The following is an 18419-nucleotide window of genomic DNA, read 5'->3' as shown; positions in this document are numbered from 1 at the left end:
AATGCCACAAATTGTTTTTCTTCCACATCCTGAATTATGTCCTGACGGCGCTGCAATTGAAGCTCCTACAGGTCAAACGGTACTCGACGCTGCGCTTAAAAATGGTATTAGCATTGCGCATGCTTGTGAAAAGTCTTGTGCATGTACTACGTGTCACTTAGTGATTCGTGAAGGATTTGACTCACTTGAAGAAAGTGATGAGCTAGAAGACGACATGCTAGATAAAGCATGGGGCTTAGAGCCTGAGTCACGCCTTGGTTGCCAAGCAATTATAAGAGATGAAGACCTAGTGGTTGAAATACCTAAGTACAATCTCAATATCGTTAATGAAGAGCACTAGTTTTTAACGATGTATATATTAAAAGCCGCTGTTTGATACAGCGGCTTTTTTGTTTGTGAATTGTAGGCGTGACAAGCAAAGCTCGTATGTTATTTTGCAGGCAAGCAAAGCTTGCTGGCGTTATGTGTTTTAACTCTAGGTTATAAATATAGAAGCTGCGCTTCTCACGTGAGCAAAGATCCTAAAATGTTAGCCTTGGCTCTATGTCACGCATTAAAAGCTAACACCTTAAAACGTAATTTTGGAGGTTTATTTTGAGTAATCTTATTTTCTCAGACTCATTTATTAACGGCGAATTTTATAAAACTGATACGCGCTTTAGCGTTAACGATCCCGCTACCGAAAAAAGTATTGTTGAAGTAAGTGATATTGATGAGCAGGGTGTAAATAGCGCAATAAACGCAGCTCAAGGGGCTTTTGTTAAGTTAAAAACGACAAATGCCACTGAGCGAAGCGAAACCTTGATGCGCTGGTATGAGCTAGTAATAAAACACAAGCAAACACTTGCAGAGCTAATGACCAAAGAGCAAGGCAAGCCACTCAAAGAATCTCTTGGTGAGATTGATTACGGTGCAGGTTTTATCAAATGGTTTGCAGAAGAAGCCAAACGTAGTTACGGAGATGTAATTCCGCCAACAGATGACTCGCATCGTTTAACTAGCTTTAAGCAGCCTGTCGGTGTTGTAGCTGGTATAACGCCGTGGAACTTTCCTATTGCTATGGTTACTCGTAAAGTAGCGCCAGCTTACGCTGCGGGCTGTAGCTTTATACTTAAACCTTCTGAACACACGCCACTTTGTGCTATTGCGCTTGCTCATCTAGCCGATCAAGCTGGTTTTGTTAAAGGTGCATTTAATGTACTGGTTTCTCGAGATGCCAAAACAGTAGGTAAAATGCTGACTGACTCAGAAGTCGTGCGTAAGTTTACATTTACCGGTTCTACCGGTGTTGGTAAGCAGTTGCTATCGCAATGTGCAGACACAATTAAACGCACCTCGATGGAGCTTGGCGGTAATGCGCCTTTTATTATTTTTGATAATGCCGACTTAGATGAAGCTATTGAAGGGCTAATGGCGGCTAAATTTAGAAATAGTGGGCAGGCATGTGTTGCTGCAAACCGTATTTTTATACAACGTAATATTCTCGACAAAGTACTGTCAAAAATCACGCCTAAGGTTGCAGCGTTAAAAGTGGCAAATGGTTTTGAAGACGGGGTTGATATTGGTCCGCTTATTTACCCTAAAGCCAAAGAGAAAGTACAGCAGTTAGTACAAGACGCACTCGATAAAGGCGCGACGCTGATTGGCGATAATAGTGACTTAGGTGGCAGCTTTCAAAATCCATTAATAGTAAACAATGTCACCACAGAAATGGATATTTATCACGAAGAGGTATTTGGTCCGGTATTAACGGTTATTCCTTTTGATGAAGAAAGTGAAGTGCTTGCACTTGCTAACGATGTACCATTTGGTCTAGCAGCCTATTTTTACAGCCAAAATATTAAGCAAATTTACCGAGTTAGTGAAGGGCTTGAATTTGGTATGGTCGGCGTTAATGAAGGTGTTATATCAAACCCAGTAGCGCCATTTGGTGGTGTTAAGCAATCTGGTTTAGGCCGAGAAGGCGGTCATCAAGGGCTTGATGAGTACTTAGAAGAAAAGTACGTGTGTATTAAAATATAACGCCCGTTAAGTTTATGAGCGCGAATTTACTTCGCGCTTTTTTATGACGTTAATATGGCAGATATATGAACTTTATCTTTTACTGTTGCTACACAGAGCACTAAATGCTACCTTTGGAGCCATATTTTTTGTTAATAAAACAACATAAAAAAACAAATAAAAAGTAAAAGGATTTCTATAAGTAGAAATAACCCCGTGTGTAAATGCCACCGTCAGGTGGCATTTTTTTGTTTGAATAGTCATAGACTGTAATAAGCACATTTTGAATAAAGATATTACTTTATAAGTGCTAACTTATAGGTGTATAACCAGGTAAGTTATCAAAATCTACCTCATCTAGCTGCTCTGGGTTAGCATATTCGTTGATATAATTTTTATAGACTTCTGACTCAATAAAAATAGCAAAAATATCAGGATCAAGGTGATTATTACTAACCATGTTCCCTAGAATATTCAAACATTCACTTACCGGTTTTGCTTTTTTATAGGGCCTGTCTACGGCAGAGAGTGCTTCAAAAATATCCGTAATAGCCATTAACCTTGCAGGCACCGACATTTGTTCTTTGGTTAAACCTCTTGGGTAACCAGTACCGTCAAGTTTTTCATGATGACCTAAAGCATATTCAGCTACATTACTAAGATGTTTAGGGAACGGCAAAATATCTAATATATTTTTAGTTATATCCATATGGCGTTTCATGATTTCGCGCTCACCTTGGGTAAGTGTGCCGCGTCGTATCATGAGGTTTTCTACTTCATCATCAGTCAGTAGAGGTGTTTCTTCGCCGTTTATTTTAAGCGAATACTGTTTTGATATTCTCAGTATATGGGCTTGTTCTTCTTCGCCCAAAAACTCACCGCCAATATTCACCCGCTGTAATAATGCACGGTCGAGGGCTAGTTGTTTAAGCTCAGTTTCAAGCAATCGTTCAAATTGTAAAACCTCAACCGACTTGTTCTGTTTTATTGCTGAAATAATTTGCTGCTGATAAGAGAGTTCTAAATCTCGACTAATTATTTCAAACTTAGCATCAATAAACTCTATGCGATCGAAAATAGTCTCTAACTTGGTCGACTTTTCCATAATATGATCAGGAGTAGCAATTTTCCCACAGTCATGTAGCCATCCCGCAACACTTAGTTCATGGCGATCCTCTGGGCTCATTATAAAATCTGCTAGTGGACCTTTATCTATTTTATGCACTGCATCAGCAAGCATTAACGTCAGTGCTGGTACCCGCTTACAGTGGCCGCCCGTGTGAGGAGACTTTTCATCTATTGCCATTGCGATAGCTTCGGCAAACGTTGAAAAAAGCACTTCCATATCTTTAACTAAAGTAGAGTTAGTTAGTGAAATAGCGCCTAAAGAGGCAAAAGATCGAATCAGAGTGACGAGCTCTTCACTAAAAGGAATGTTTTTATTTTGCGCATCTTTTACATTTATAAGCTGGATTACACCAATAATGTCATCTTCATGATCTTTTAAAGGAATTGTTAGCATGGACTCAGAACGATAACCCGTGCGAGCATCCATTTTGCGTGCAGCGCTCATATCAAAAGGCAAGGCATCATACACGTCAGGAATATTTATTACTTCCCCTGTATTAACAGAATGCGCAACAATAGCGGTGTCATTTGGTTTGCCATCAATAAAAAGATCTATATTAGGAAAATCAACAGGACCACCTAATGTGCCGCCTAAATAAAGATTTAATGACTTGTTTATTACTGTTTCAAACTTTAGTTGTTTGTTTGAGGTAATAGAGTAAATGCTGCCAGCATCAGAATGTGCTATCGACATTACAACTTGCAGTATTTCATCAAGTAACTTAGACGAGTTTTTTTCGGTTGTTAGTCTAATGCTAATATCGATAAAGTGTTGAAGATTTGTTTTGTCTTTAATGTGCTGTCGCATATGTTTACTACTTTTGAGTATGTTTGAAGGCACCATTCCAATCCTTAGCTAGTGTTTGCAAATCAGTGCCCTTAATACGTTCAATAAAAATGGCATAAATGTTGGGGCTAAATACGGTTGTACTGCGTAGTTCTTTAAATAAGCTAAGTGCTTGTGGCCAGTTTTTATTATAAAAAAGCGTCATGGCCTGCTGCGACTTTTTAACTTCATTTAACTGCTCTTCATCGAGCTTATCTGTAAAGTTTATAGGTTCAAACAACTGTACAGCGGCTGTTTTACCAACAACTTGCACTTTATCTATTAAACGAAATGAAATATGAGGGCATTTTTTCATCGTCTCTTCTGTAACAAGAATAGCTACGCCATAAAATTTGGTCAAGCTTTCTACTCTAGCACCTAAATTAACAGTATCACCAAGAACTGTATAGGCTTTACGATAAACCGAACCCATATCACCTACATTCATGTCGCCAGTACTTAAACCGATACCTATTTTTATTGCAGGCTGGTTGTTTTCTGCAAATAACTGATTTATTTTCGTTAACCCGTTGATCATAGACATTGCGGCTTCAACACCATGGCGAGCGTGGTTTTCATCTTTCAGTGGGGCATTCCAAAATGCCATCACCATATCGCCTACGTACTTATCAATAGTTCCGTGATGATCAAATATGATTTTGGTAATAGCTGTAAGATATTCGTTTAAATATTCACTTAACTGATGAGGCGACATACTTTCTGATAGTGAAGTGAAACTACGAATGTCGGCAAACAACACCGTCATATTTTTTCGCTCACTTTTTTGAGATAAACTTTTACCTTGAAGTATCATTTGGTTTATTCGCTCAGGAGGAACATATTGGTCAAACATAGATTTTATTTTTCGGCTGTGTTTCATTTCAGCGATAGAGCCTACAATGATGTAATAACCGGCTAATATAATGATAAGTAAAAGAGGCATTAATAAAGGTAAACTAATTTTTTGTACTGACCATAAATAAACGTTTAAAAATATAACGACACTTGTGACTGTAAGAGACAAAACAATAATAAAACGTGCGCTCTTAGCGTGGCTAAAAAACGACAGTACGCAACCCGTCAATGCAATGATGAGTAAGCTTGCTCCCTGTGACCAATTAGGTTTAGATGGCAGTAGCTCTGGGTGCATTAACCCTTCAAATATATTGGCATGAACCTCCACACCCGGGTATTGCAAACCAACAGGTGTTGATCTTAAATCAGCAAGCCCTACGGCGGAAGTACCAATAAAGGCTACTGTGCCTTCTAATTCATCTAAACCAATTTTTTTGGTCAAAATATCGGTAGCCGAATAATAGGGGAAGCTATGCGCACGCCCTTTGTAAGGAATTAATATTTGCCCATACTCATCAGTTTGAATCCACTTATCTTGAAACTTTATACCTTCGAATAAGGTTATACCATCTAACCTATTGGAACGGGTTTCTATGTTTTCAGCAAGGGTATAAAGTCGAGCAACTTCAAGTGCTAAAGAAGGATAAAGCTTATCGCCAACTCGATTTATAAGAGCTGCTTTACGTATAAAGCCATCTTCGTCAATATGTGCATTAATAAAGCCGGTGCCCGTTGCAGCATTTTGTAACTGTGGAATATTTACAATAGCACCAGGAAACTGGTTTATTTGTGAATTAGTGTGCTCTTCGCTTGCCCATACAACACTGTTTTTAGCTGGCAAGTTTTGATTAGTCAGTTGTTCATCAATTAGTAAAAAACCAAGAACAGTATCATTTTTAGATAATGCGCTTGCTAGTTTTGTGTCTGCATCGACTTGTTTAGTAATTTCAGCAAAGGGGATGGTGTACTTTTTTGATAAATCAGGAATTTCAGACATAATTTTTGTAACAGGGTTTTCTTCCTGTTCAGAAAAAAATATATCGAATGCAATAACAATAACACCTGCATCACTAAGCTTTGTAACAAGGTCTGCTAATTTTGAGCGACTCCAAGGAAAGCGTCCTTGTTCTTGCATGCTCTTTTCATCGATATCAATTATTACAACGGTTTCATCTATGCGCCTAGGCGTCTCTGAAAGCGTCAGTAATAACCGAGAGTCGTATATTATACCTTCTACACGGTTAACTAACTTTGCAAGCGACCCAGTTGAAAATAACTCTATTGATGCAATTATTAACGTAATAACAGCGCCAATAAAAAAGTGCTTTGAGGTAATGGGTTTTAAGAAGCTAATGAGCAACGCTCCTTGATAGACTAAAAATCAAAAACTCGTCCTTCTCGGCCGCATTCTATTTTTACCTGTTGAGCGTACTGCGTGTGTAAATACTTTTCTATAGCGACTAACTGTTCATCGGTTCTTGATGGATCGTGGCTAATAATAATCACATTTTTAATACTCGCTTTTATAGCAAGCTCAGCAACCTGATCTATGGTGCTATGACCCCAACCATGCTTAAGAGGCAAGTCTGCATCTATAAATTGAGCATCGTGAATTAGTAAATCAGCGCCTTCAATAAAATTACTCCATTCGCAAATACTTGTGTTTAGCTTGTCTGGTGGGTTTAGCTCATTGTCGGTAACGTAAGCTATCTTTTTTTCATCTGCTTTAATGCAATAAGCAGTACCGCCACCAGGGTGATTCAGTGGAGCAGTAGAAACCAAAAAACCGTTAAGTGTAAATTGCTTTTGAGACGATAAATCAGTATTAAGCGTAATATTGGCAGGTAAATCCTGATAACACACAGGAAAGTACGAACCACTCATTTGCTTTAATATGGCATCTTGGCTTTTTTTATCATCAACGTTGCCAGCTACAATGGTTATATTGCGGTTGGGCTGGTAGATAGGTTTAAAAAAAGGAAACCCTTGAATATGATCCCAATGATTGTGCGTTAGCAAAATATTGATAGGACTTTGTGTTTCTAGTAAACGTGTACCGAGTTCTACAATACCGGTACCAGAGTCTAAAATAAGATCTTTACCGTTGTTTTGTTCAATGTACACACATGAGGTATTTCCCCCAAAAATGTGTGTATTACTTCCAGCTGAAGGCATCGAGCCTCTAACACCAAAAAATTCAACTTTCATAATTTAAGGCTAAGCTCCATCTGCTTCAAAATTGAATTTAGAAATACTAACATTGTTAGAGTTAGTGTCATTACAGGTGGTACTTACAACAACTTGGGTATCATTTTGCAGAATGATTGAAGTAAACACATGCGTACTGACACATTGGCTCGCTTCATAAAATCCGGCACCACTGGCTCCAAACGTATTATCTAAAGTACCGTCAGTTAAAATGCGCGCTAACATGCCTTTATTATTGCCCATACCAACTAAAACAATATTGTTGTTGCTATCAAAAACGGCACTTTTTACTTCGGTATCCCCCGTTGAAGCTAATGTATATTGGTCTAAAGGGTAGCTGTCATCAATTACTCCGGATGCAAGTAATCGCGTAATACTGGCTTTATTTGGTGAATCAATAAGGTTCGCTATTAAATATAACTTACCTGTCGTGTCAGTTAAAATTTGTACTAATTTATTGTCGGTATCTGTAGTTTCTTCACCTACATATTTAAAGACCTCAGTACCGTTTGAGCTTAACTTCAATGCGATTAGCTTTGAAGTGCCACTTAATACTGACTTACCACCAATGAAAATATCTGCATTGTCGGTATGTACGCGGTTATAGTACTCAAAAGCTGAGCCTATGATACTACCGCCAGTGCCAAAGTTAGGCTCTAAAGTACCTTCTGGCGTCAACATTATAACGATTGGGCTAGGAGTGCCACTTGTTACTATTGACCCAACAGTAATAATGTTACCGCTGTTATCAAGTGCAATATCTGTCAGGTTTACCAATTCTGCGCCACTGACAGAAGTTGTATATACACCATCTGTAGCAAATGAAGAGTCTAAATTACCAGACTGATCAACTTTAGCTACAAAGCCCGCTTCACCATTTTCACTATTTTTAGAGCCTGTAATAACTAAATTGCCGTCGCTTTGCTCGGTTAAAGCAACACGCGACTTACTCAAATCTATGGCGATTTCTTTATGGCCACTTTCGCTAAAGCTAGTATCGATATCACCCGCACTCGTAAAACGTGTTAATACTAACTTAGTAACTGAGTCCGATTTAGCCGTTGATGCAAGAATGTACTTACCGGCATGAGGGCCATTGCTCAGTTGTAAAACGTGCATTGATTGATCGTCAGATTCTGCGCTTATAGTATCAAAAGTAAGGTAGCCAACATCAGCAAAATTGGTAAATAATGCAGCTTGATCGTCTATCGCAGTAACGAAAGGTTTTGTGTTTGAGTCGTCATTAACGCCAGCTATCCATACGGTGTCGTTTGAGTCTATAGTTGCTGCTTTGGCAAATTGTTTGCCATTAATACCCGAAATAATATTAATTCCAGATGTGCCATAAGTACTATCAAGTGAGCCGTCTGAAGTTAAAATACGGGCAGAATATAACTTTTCGTTAGCTGAAACACCGGTAGTGCCAGATAAAGTAATTCCATTTTTAATTGGCTCGTATTTTACGCCTGTTACGTTCGCGCCACCATTACCTGCACCACCGTTACCATCAATATCGTAAATAGCAGTACCTGCATCACCAAAACTCGTTATAAGAGTACCCGTTTTATCAATAGCCAAAACCACGGCTTCTTTTTCACCACTGTTACGAGTTATGTAACCACCTGCAAAAGCTGTAAAGTCGGTGTTTTTAGCACCGCCAATTGCAAATAATTCGTCATCTTTATTATTCTCAGACAAGTCGAACGATAATGCTGCGCTACCATTAAAACTTCCGTTGTTTTCACCATCAGAAATTAAATAACGAATAAGTACGTCTTTATCGCCAGTTGCACTTGTTACACTGCCAGCAACCATAAGATCAGAGCTATTAAAGTTTTTAATAGCAAACGCTTCGTCATCTCTATTAGCGCCGCTCACATCGACTATTTTAGGGCTTCCGGCTTCATAAGCGAGTGTAGATATATCGTATTTTATCCATAAGCTATCGTCGTCGTTACCATTAAATGACTTACCAACAGCTTGAATTTTATTGTCGCTAAACTCAAGGTCATTAATAACGAGAGTGCTTGCTAATGCGGTACAGTGAATACCTGAATTATTATCTCCAGAGTTATTACTTAATACGCCAGCGGTATTCATTTTCAACAAACATGCTTCGGTATTTGTGCCATCAAAACTAGTGTAAGCAACAAAGAGGCTTGTACCATCAGAGATGATAGCTGTTGCTTGTTCATCATTTTCTAAATCTAATACTTTAACGCCATCACTGTTAAATGCTGTATTTATTACACCACTCGTTGTATAGGATACAATAACAATATCTTTGTCGCTGTTATTACTAAAACCTACAAAGTAAAGGTTATTATTTAGCTCAATACTGTCATTAAATTTACCACTTGAAAAAACACCCGAAAGCTCAAGTTCACCTGTTATAGGACGACCAAATGTTTCATCTTCAACAGGAACTAGAGGCTCCGCATCATCAGTGACATCAATTATTATATTAATAGTAGTTGTTTCGTTAGGCGTACCGTCGTCAGTAATAGCTAGGCTCAATATGTACTGAGGAGTTGTTTCAAAATCAAACGGGCTTTCACCTTTTACAGTTAATAAGCCAGAATCATTATTTATTTCGAATATGGGGGCACCACTGAGTAGGGTGTAACTTAAATTTTGGTTCTCAATGTCTGAGGCACTAACAGTCCCAATAGTGTCTCCATCGGTTGCGTTTTCGCTAATATTAAAACCTTGGTTTGACGCAACTGGAGCATCGTTAATAGGAGCAATCGTAATCGACAAACTACCAGCATCTGTAGCGTTATTCCCATCATCAACAGTATAACTGACAACAACAATACCGTTGGTATTTACAGCCGGTGTGTACTGTAGTTTGTTATCAATAACGGATACTGAACCGCTATCGGCTGACGCTGCTGTTATGCTTAGGCTATCACTATCAGCGTCTAAATCATTAATCAAAACATCAATGAGTAGCGGTGCTGCATCTTCATCCATCGTTGCGGTGTCAGCATTTGCTATTGGAGCATCATTTACAGGTGTAATAGTGATAGTTAACGTTGCAGTACTGGCGCCGCCATTGCTATCGCTTACAGTATAAGTAACTGTTGCTAAGCCGTTGTCGTCGGCTGCCGGTGTATATTGAATTTGATTGCCAACTACTGAGACCGAACCAGTATCTGCCGAGGCTGCGCTTATGGCAAGGCTGTCGCCATCTTCATCTGAGTCATTGGCTAATGCGTTTATCAGTATTGGCGCTGCATCTTCATCCATCGTTGCTGTGTCAGTATTTGCTATTGGAGCATCGTTTACAGGTGTAATAGTGATAGTTAACGTTGTTGTACTGGCACCACCGCTGCTATCGCTTACAGTATAAGTAACTGTTGCTAAGCCGTTGTCGTCGGCTGCCGGTGTGTATTGAATTTGATTACCAACCACTGATACAGAGCCAATATTAGCTGATGCTGCGTTTATGGCAAGGCTGTCGCCATCCACGTCTGAGTCATTGGCTAATACGTTTATTAGTATTGGCGCTGCATCTTCATCTATTGTAGCTGAGTCTGCGTTTGCTATTGGAGCATCGTTTACGGGAATAATAGTAATTGTTAAGTTAGTAGTTGCAGTACCGCCGTTACCATCACTTATTGTGTAGTTAATAATTGCTGTTCCATTTGTATTAGGAGCAGGCGTATATTGGATTTTATTATCAACAACAGATGCAGAACCTCTATCTGCAGTAGCAGCTGTTATCACAAGAGTATCGCCGTCAATGTCGGAGTCATTAGCTAATACGTTAACTAATAACGCAGGAGCATCTTCGCTCATCGTTGCTGAGTCAGCATTTGCAGTAGGGGCATCATTAACGGGTGTAACAGTAATCGTCACACTTGCTGTTCTGTCGTTTATACCTTCATTACCAGTGCTATAACCATCAGTAATGGTGTAAGTTAGTACTATCTCACCTGAAAAATTTGCTGGTGGAGTAAACTGTATTTTTCCGGCGACAATAGTCGCTTCACCAGCAGTATTTTCTATATTAGAAATAGTAATTGTATCGCCATCTGCATCAGTGTCGTTAGCTAGCACATCTAATAAAGATGCAGAGCTGTCTTCGTCTAACGTATATTGATCGTCATTGGCTTCTGGAAAAGTATTAACGCCGCTTTCACTTAAGGTTACTTGAGCTGTTGCAGTTAAGCCTTGCTCATTTGAAATTGAATAGGTAAAGCTATCTACACCAATAAAACCTAAGTCTGGTTGATAGGTAAACGAGCCATCAGCATTTAATGTAAGTTCGCCATTTTGAGTTGCATTAATTGCCGTGGTATTAACAGATAAATCGCCAGCCTCAATATTAAAGTCGTTAATTAACAAGCCATTTTGTACTGTTACTTCAAATAGTTTATTTTTACTAAATTGATAGGCATCATTTTGTGCAACAGGGTTATCGGGTTCGCTGTTTATTACTAAAGTTACTGTGGCTGTAGAGGTTGCACCTAATGAGTCTATAGCTTTATATTGAAATTGATCAACACCATTAAAATTAGCATCCGGCACATAACTAAAGCTGCCATCAGTTGCTAATAATAGTTGGCCATGTGTTGGTGCCACCATAAACGTTTCATCAACTGAAAAACTGTCATTATTTGGGTCAGTATCGTTACTAAGCACACCATTGGCTGCTGTAACAACAAGTGTTTCATCTTCGCTTAAACTATAGCTATCATTTTTTGTAATAGGGGCTACGTTAGTGTTTGAGCTTACAATAGTTACATTTGCAATAGCCTGAGCACCTTGTGCATCAACAACTCTGTACTGAAAGCTGTCTTGGCCTTGCATATTTTGCTCACCTTGGTATTCAAAGCCACCATTATCAAAAAGGGTTAATTGTCCTCTGGTTGGTTCGTTAACCGGCGTTGTATCAACAGTTAAGTCATCTAAGTCTATATCGCTATCGTTTATAAGTAAGCCTGGCGATAGGACAACTAAGGTTCCATTATTTGTAATGCTGTAAGTATTATCAAGCGCAATAGGAGCATCGTTAACAGCTAAAATGGTTATCTCTCCAACTGCGGTGTCTGTCATACCTAGCTCGTTAGCAACTTGATAGCTAAAGGCATCTTCACCATTAAAGTTTGCAATAGGGATATAAGTAAAGTCCCCATTTTCATTTATATTAAGAGTGCCATGCTGCGGTAGAATTAATGCATCTGCATTTACACGTAAATCGCCACTGTATTGATTCGTATCATTTGTTAGCACGTTACCTTGCAGAGTTTGATCTTCATTTATCTGAAACTGATCGGCATTTGCCTTTGGTGCAAATGCAAGCTCTCCACCCACTGGTGCTATGTTTATTATATTAGCAAAACCACTTTCACCACTGCCATCAACACCGGTAATAAGTACTTGGTAACTTTTATCTGTAAGTGACTCGGTAATGCTTAATGCAGTATCTTGAATACTTAAAAATTGTTGCCCATTCTCTAATTCATTAATATTAGTAGATGTGACTCCAGCTTGAGTTGCAATATAAACGTTGTAACGATTAAGTTCAGGGTTAGCTTGCCACGAAAGATTAATATTATCTTCGTCTCGTTGTGCTGTAACACCTTCAATTTGATATGGTTGCCAGTTAAAAGTGATTGCATCAGCAAGTACCTGATTATTTAAAGTGTCAGTTATCCATATTTCGAGACGTATTTCCCCTGGAGTTACGCCATAAAGCGCAGGGCTGAGGCCTATAATTGACTTTCCGTAGCCAACACCACAATCAGAAGAACACAGTGATATGCTTTTATTAACACTAGGGAGCACTAAATTAACTTCAGCAATGCCATCAGTATCCGAAGCTTCAAGTAAAAAAGAAACATTACCTTGTACGGTGTCGTTTGTTTGTGGAAAAACAATATTAGCGCGAGTATTTGCTAAACTTGCTCCAACAACTCCTCTACTTGAAGTGACAGCACCTAAAACTTTTGTACTCTTGGTTTGATTACTCGCTATAACACCAGCCAAATTTATATAGCTAGTCACCGTTGGCGGTACTACTTCAGCCGTAGGTGATTGTATTGTCTCTTGAGTGGGGCTTTCTTCTGAGCCTCCACAGGCACTTAACAAAAACACCATAGAACCAAGCAAAAATAAATTTTTTGCTGTCATTTTAAATACTCCATAATAAAAGCTTTGTATCCAATGTGTTTATGGTTCTAATTTAAAAGAACCGCTAGCATTTACATCAGGATTATTTATTTCGTTAAGATTAAAGTTGCCAGTAATATTGTCTAGGTCATTCAAAAATATTGCATCAACATCGCCCTCGGCTTTATTGTTACCATGGGATGCAAATGTAACGGCCAGCTCAAGTTCGCTTAAATTTATTAAGCCGCTGTAAGCTGCATACCAGTTTCCACCGGCGTCATTAAAACTAATTTCGCCATCAGGCACGGTGCCATTATCAAAGTCAACTGCCATAGTCATAGCAAAGCCAGTAACAGCACCCACACTCGAATTTACATTAAAGCTTGATGCCTCATAGTTAAATACACCTTGACGCTGAGCTATTTGATCGACTAAAGATGCGCTGCTAACAGTTTGAAATTGTTGTTCAGAATATATATCCATAACACCTGTATCTGCTTCAAAAGCATTTACTTCAACTTCAGTTACCGATGCTTGCTCAGTTTCTTCTTCGTTGTCGTCTTTAGAGTCAATTGCTACTATATTTTGATCAAACACACGTGCCGCACGTGTCGTTTTAAATACTTCACCAGTGGCTGTAATTTGTGCAAACGAAAATGCCTCGTTATCACCCAAAGAAACCACGCTATTATTTTCTAACGTTAAATCTATTGCGCCATCCCATACCGCTAAAAATACATCGCCTTTAACCAGCTGAACTTCAAAATGCGTTCCGCGTATACCTATAGAGCCAACGGGAGTTTTTACACTATAAGAGCCGCCATTTTTTTTAATTACGCCGGAAATAGAGCGCAAACCGCCTTTAAGTAACTCAATAGAAGCAGAGCCCTGTTGGGTATTGTCATTAAATTCGTAGTTAGCAATATTTAATTCTGAATTTTCTTTTAAGGCTATTAAACCACCATCCAACATCGAAAATTGCGCTTTGCTTTTCTCTCCAGTCGTAATGCGATCTACGCCAAAAACAGTATCTCTGCGCTGCAACTGTCGTTGTTGTTCATTGCTTCCATCAACCGCGAGTACAGAGCCTCGTGCTAAAATAGTTTTACCAGCAGGAACGTTTGCTTGTGTATAAAAACTTACACAAAGTAAAGTGGTAATTACAGGGAGTAAATGTTTCATAAATACCTTAAATTAAAATGAGTAAGAAGCGCTTAAATTTATATCTAAACGGTCATATTCGAATAAAGAAATATTACTGGATTTATCTTGATAGTTGGCAGCCAACTGTATGGCTAAATCGCGATTAACTAAGTAGCGAACAGAAGTTGAGAACATAAAGAGGTTATCGGCACGTTCTTGTAAAAATAAAGGGTGATCATCTTTATAATTAATCCATTGGTATCCAGCAAGAGATAACAACTGCCAATGTTGAGCCAACTGAGTATTCACTTGGTAGTACAAGCTCGTAATATTACGGCTATTAAATTCACCTTCAGTAATGTCGGCTTCCTCGCTTTTAGCGTTAATGCTTAAGCTTTGAAACCAATTTTTAGCTGCATAGCTAGCACCTGCATTCATCGCATAAAATGAGTTATCGAGCTTTTCATCAAATCTATTGTTTAAAACACCCGCAGTCAAAGAGCTAAATAAATTAACTTGTTTATTTAGCGTAAAATTAGCTCCGGCCGTTAAAGCTGATTCAGTACGATAAAGTTCACCATCAAGCATCAACGGAGTGGTAGCAACTCGTGCAAACCAACTTATGTCATTTTGTTTATATTGATAGGCGGCATTAATGTGCGCATTTATACGATCGTATTGACTGAGTTCTGCAAACTTGTACCACCCGGTATCAATACTTAAAGTGATTAAGCTTTTTTGGTCAATAGGGTGAGAGTACTTTCCTCTGTAATTAAGTCGTGCATAGTTGTCCTGCGTACTTTTACTTTCTGGCGATAACAAAAATTCACCAATATTAGGAATTATAATCGTATTTTCTGCAGTACCTGCGTTTACGTTGCCATCTACGCCAAGGGCAAGCTCAATATTTTGCTTATAAGAACGCCTAGCTTCTTGTTTTTTAAGTGTGGTTGTATCAAGTAACGACTGTGCTGAAGACTTTATGTTATTAGGTGTATTAGGTGAGTTAATCAGTATTAAAGCTTGTGTGTCAGCAGCAGGTAAATTATTAACTGTTAAATAAGCGCGCACTAAATACAAACGAGCTTGATACCATCTAGGATTATTTTCAACCACACGTTCAAAGGCAAATACAGCTGGCGCCGCATGCCCTGTTTTAAGTGCACTGACCCCTAATAAAAAGTCGTATACGGGTTCGCCTAGGTACTGGTATTCGCTATTACTTTTTTGATAAGCCTGAGTGTATTTTTTTTCAGAAACTAATTTTTGAAGCTCAATCAATAGCTTATTGAATTCATCATTGCTTTGAGCCAATGAGTTAAAGCTCATTACAGCTAAACAACTACACAGTAAATTTCCTAAAACCTGTTTAATCATGCTTAATTTTATATCCCAGTAGAAGTTTGATGTTTTGTAAAAGTGATGCCAACATTAGAAACCTACCACTTTTTGTAGCTAAGTATAGTTAATACAGTCACATTGGTTAATTAATTGTAGATAAGTAACGAGTTGTACCAATCCGCGATAATACTTAATCATTTTGCGGGGCTAAACGTGTCGCTACCAGTGTTAAAAAATTCTCATTTACGACTGCATGGATGCCGAAGGTAGAGCAATGCAGGAGCAATTGCCGAGAACAACTAAATAGCGAATTTTTTGCCAAGCTATCAACATGTTTTTCCATCCTCAAAATAGATCACTTAATTAAGCGAATTGGTATTAAATACTTGTTTATTAAATATTATTACTAATTAGGGCGTGTTGATCTTTGTGGATTGAAATTTTTTATCTAGGGATGATTTAATCGCTGCGTGAGATTTGTAAATTAGTGGGTTTAACTAGAGTATTAATAATTGTGTTGCAAGGTTAATATATTAGAAGGTTTTAGAGTTTATATTACAGAGTAAAGATAGGGTATAAATATGAAGGCTTACTAGGAAAAAAGTGGGGCGATTGACGGGGCTTGAACCCGCGACAACCGGAATCACAATCCGGGGCTCTACCAACTGAGCTACAACCGCCACTACACACACCTTGTTTGGTGTGGCGCGCATAATACATAAAATAATAATTGTTGTGAAGCCCAAAAGTGAAATAAATTAAAATAATTTAAATCAGGCAAATATAATTAGTATTTAGTCGTTAATATTTTTTCAAGGTAGGCTATGTTTTATCGCATAAATACCTCTAAAAAATCGAATATACTTGCATTTAATAGTATTAATTCATTATTTCATGAGAATAAATTGTAAATTAATGTATAATAATGCCCGAAAACGCTTAATAAAAAACATTTGGAGTAAATATGGATTCAGTACTTAATTGGCTTAACGATAACTCAGGCCTAATTTTACACTACGGTATACAAGCAGTTGTTGCGCTTGTTATCTTTTTACTTGGTAGTCGTGTTGCTAAGTTTTGTTCTAACTTAACTGAAAAAGGTTTTGCTAAAAAGAAAGTAGATAAAGCTGTCGGTTCATTTGTTTCAAGTATTGTGTACACACTTGTATTTGCTGTAACTATTTTAATGGCACTTTCGCAAATTGGCATTGAAACAACTTCGTTCATTGCTATTTTAGGTGCTGCCGGTTTAGCTGTTGGTTTAGCATTGCAAGGTTCATTATCTAACTTCGCATCAGGCGTACTAATTATTTTACTTCGTCCATTTAAGTCTGGTGACTTTGTTGAAGCAGGTAATAAAATGGGTACGGTTAAAAAAATCGAAATATTCTCAACTGAACTACGTACTCCAGATAACAAAGTAATTATCGTACCAAACTCTCAAATAATGTCTGGTGCTATTACTAACTTCTCACGAGAGTCTACTCGTCGTATCGATTTAGTTATTGGTGTTGGCTACGATGCTGATTTACGTCACGCAAAAGAAGTATTAAAATCTGTATTAGATGCAGAAACACGCATACTTAAAGATCCAGCTTACAATGTATCTGTAAATGAGTTAGGCGATTCAAGTGTTAACTTTATTGTTCGTCCTTGGGTTAACGCTGCTGATTATTGGCCTACTTACTGGTCATTAATGGAAAATATTAAAATCGCATTAGATGATGCAGATATTACTATCCCATTTCCACAAATGGATGTTCACTTTCACAAGCAAGACTAATTTTAAATAGTTATTTAATTAAAGTTATCTTTAATTGTTATAGTGCTAAAGAGCTATTAAACATAAAATTTTCATGCGGTATTTGCTGCATGAAAATTTTTTACATTATTACTTAGCTGTTTAGCTTGCTCTAACAAGTAAAGCTTTAATAAAATAGATGTACATTTATACAAAGGTTATTTTTTAATGAAATTAAAGCTTTTATCAGTTTTAGTTGCGGCTTCTGCTGCAACAAACGCATTTGCTGCAGACGCAGAACAAAGAACATGGGAAGTTACCAGTGAATTAGGTGCTATTGTCACAAGTGGTAATACAGAAACGACCACACTTAAAGGTGGCATCAAAGTTCAGCACAATCTTGAACACTGGAACAACGAATACAAGCTAGACGGCATCTACAAAGAAGATGAAGTTGAAGATGCTAATGGTGACAAAAACAAGCAGCGCACTAACGAAAAGTATTCAATTTCTGCACAAGGTAATTACAAATTAAATGAAGATCATTCTCATTTATTCATTTATGGTTCACACGTTTCAGATTATTTTGGAGCGTATAGAAGTGAGTCAGTAATTTCTGCAGGTTACGGTTTACGTTTATTAAACGAAAAAACTATGTGGCTAAGTGCTGAAATTGGTCCTGGTTATAAATACTTTGAATACCCAGATGACAGCACTGAAGTTGATGACAACGGTAACTCTCTTGCTGGTGAATTTGAAGGCGAAGTAATTGCCTTGGGTAAGTTAGATTACAACTGGCAAATTTCTGAGAATGCACGTTTTACTCAATTAGTTGCTGTTGAGTACGGTGATACAAACACTAAAACTCGTTCTGAAACTGCATTACTTGCAAAAATAAACGGCTCGTTACAAATGAAAGTCGCTTTTAATGTCACTAACAACTCAGATGTTGCTGACGATAAAGAAAGCACTGACACAGAAACGTCATTCACGTTGGTTTACAGTTTTTAACCAATGTAGTTAAGTTAATTACACTAAAGTGACAAAAGGGACGAA

10 protein-coding genes and 1 tRNA gene are annotated in these 18419 nt (G+C 38.0%); 4 read left to right on the top strand and 7 right to left on the bottom strand.

From position 1 onward, the window contains the following. Nucleotide 1 precedes the first annotated feature (1 nt). Both fdx and H5116_RS13925 read left to right on the top strand, forming a co-directional pair. Nucleotides 2-340, top strand: a complete 339-nt coding sequence (gene fdx / locus H5116_RS13930; RefSeq protein ID WP_002958430.1) for an ISC system 2Fe-2S type ferredoxin — start codon at nucleotides 2-4, stop codon at nucleotides 338-340. A gap of 254 nt (nucleotides 341-594) precedes the next feature. Then, a complete protein-coding gene (locus tag H5116_RS13925; protein ID WP_182716449.1) occupies nucleotides 595-2022 on the top strand; it encodes an NAD-dependent succinate-semialdehyde dehydrogenase in 1428 nt (475 codons plus the stop codon). A gap of 289 nt (nucleotides 2023-2311) precedes the next feature. On the opposite strand, the gene H5116_RS13920 is transcribed toward H5116_RS13925, so the two are convergent. From H5116_RS13920 to H5116_RS13890, 7 genes are all read right to left on the bottom strand, one after another. Beyond that, complete coding sequence (locus H5116_RS13920; RefSeq protein WP_182716448.1) at nucleotides 2312-3973, bottom strand: HD-GYP domain-containing protein; 1662 nt, start codon at nucleotides 3971-3973, stop codon at nucleotides 2312-2314. Further along, complete coding sequence (locus H5116_RS13915) at nucleotides 3945-6170, bottom strand: CHASE2 domain-containing protein (protein ID WP_182716447.1); 2226 nt, start codon at nucleotides 6168-6170, stop codon at nucleotides 3945-3947. Before H5116_RS13915 ends, H5116_RS13920 begins: the two co-directional genes overlap by 29 nt. 14 nt (nucleotides 6171-6184) lie before the next feature. After that, the gene (locus H5116_RS13910) at nucleotides 6185-7018 is read right to left on the bottom strand and encodes an MBL fold metallo-hydrolase (protein ID WP_024605050.1); all 834 of its coding nucleotides are present in this window, start codon (nucleotides 7016-7018) and stop codon (nucleotides 6185-6187) included. Between the two features lie 9 nt (nucleotides 7019-7027). Continuing rightward, nucleotides 7028-13159 carry an Ig-like domain-containing protein gene (locus H5116_RS13905; protein WP_182716446.1) on the bottom strand — a complete coding sequence of 2044 codons (6132 nt, stop codon included), beginning with the start codon at nucleotides 13157-13159 and terminating at the stop codon, nucleotides 7028-7030. 39 nt (nucleotides 13160-13198) lie between these two features. Beyond that, the gene (locus tag H5116_RS13900) at nucleotides 13199-14320 is read right to left on the bottom strand and encodes a FecR domain-containing protein (RefSeq protein WP_182716445.1); all 1122 of its coding nucleotides are present in this window, start codon (nucleotides 14318-14320) and stop codon (nucleotides 13199-13201) included. Between the two features lie 12 nt (nucleotides 14321-14332). Continuing rightward, a complete protein-coding gene (locus H5116_RS13895) occupies nucleotides 14333-15658 on the bottom strand; it encodes a surface lipoprotein assembly modifier (protein ID WP_182716444.1) in 1326 nt (441 codons plus the stop codon). Between the two features lie 568 nt (nucleotides 15659-16226). Beyond that, nucleotides 16227-16302: transfer RNA gene (locus H5116_RS13890), tRNA-His, on the bottom strand. Between the two features lie 284 nt (nucleotides 16303-16586). On the opposite strand from H5116_RS13890, the gene H5116_RS13885 reads away from it, so the two are divergent. Then, a complete protein-coding gene (locus H5116_RS13885; protein ID WP_002958438.1) occupies nucleotides 16587-17405 on the top strand; it encodes a mechanosensitive ion channel family protein in 819 nt (272 codons plus the stop codon). Between the two features lie 186 nt (nucleotides 17406-17591). Further along, the gene (locus H5116_RS13880; RefSeq protein ID WP_024596589.1) at nucleotides 17592-18374 is read left to right on the top strand and encodes a YdiY family protein; all 783 of its coding nucleotides are present in this window, start codon (nucleotides 17592-17594) and stop codon (nucleotides 18372-18374) included. The last annotated feature ends 45 nt before the right edge of the window (nucleotides 18375-18419 follow it).

The organism is Pseudoalteromonas sp. SG45-2 (assembly GCF_014164115.1).
Taxonomy (GTDB): Bacteria; Pseudomonadota; Gammaproteobacteria; order Enterobacterales; family Alteromonadaceae; genus Pseudoalteromonas; species Pseudoalteromonas distincta.
The sequence above is the reverse complement of the archived record's forward strand: the minus strand, read 5'-3'. Positions and strand labels throughout refer to the sequence as shown.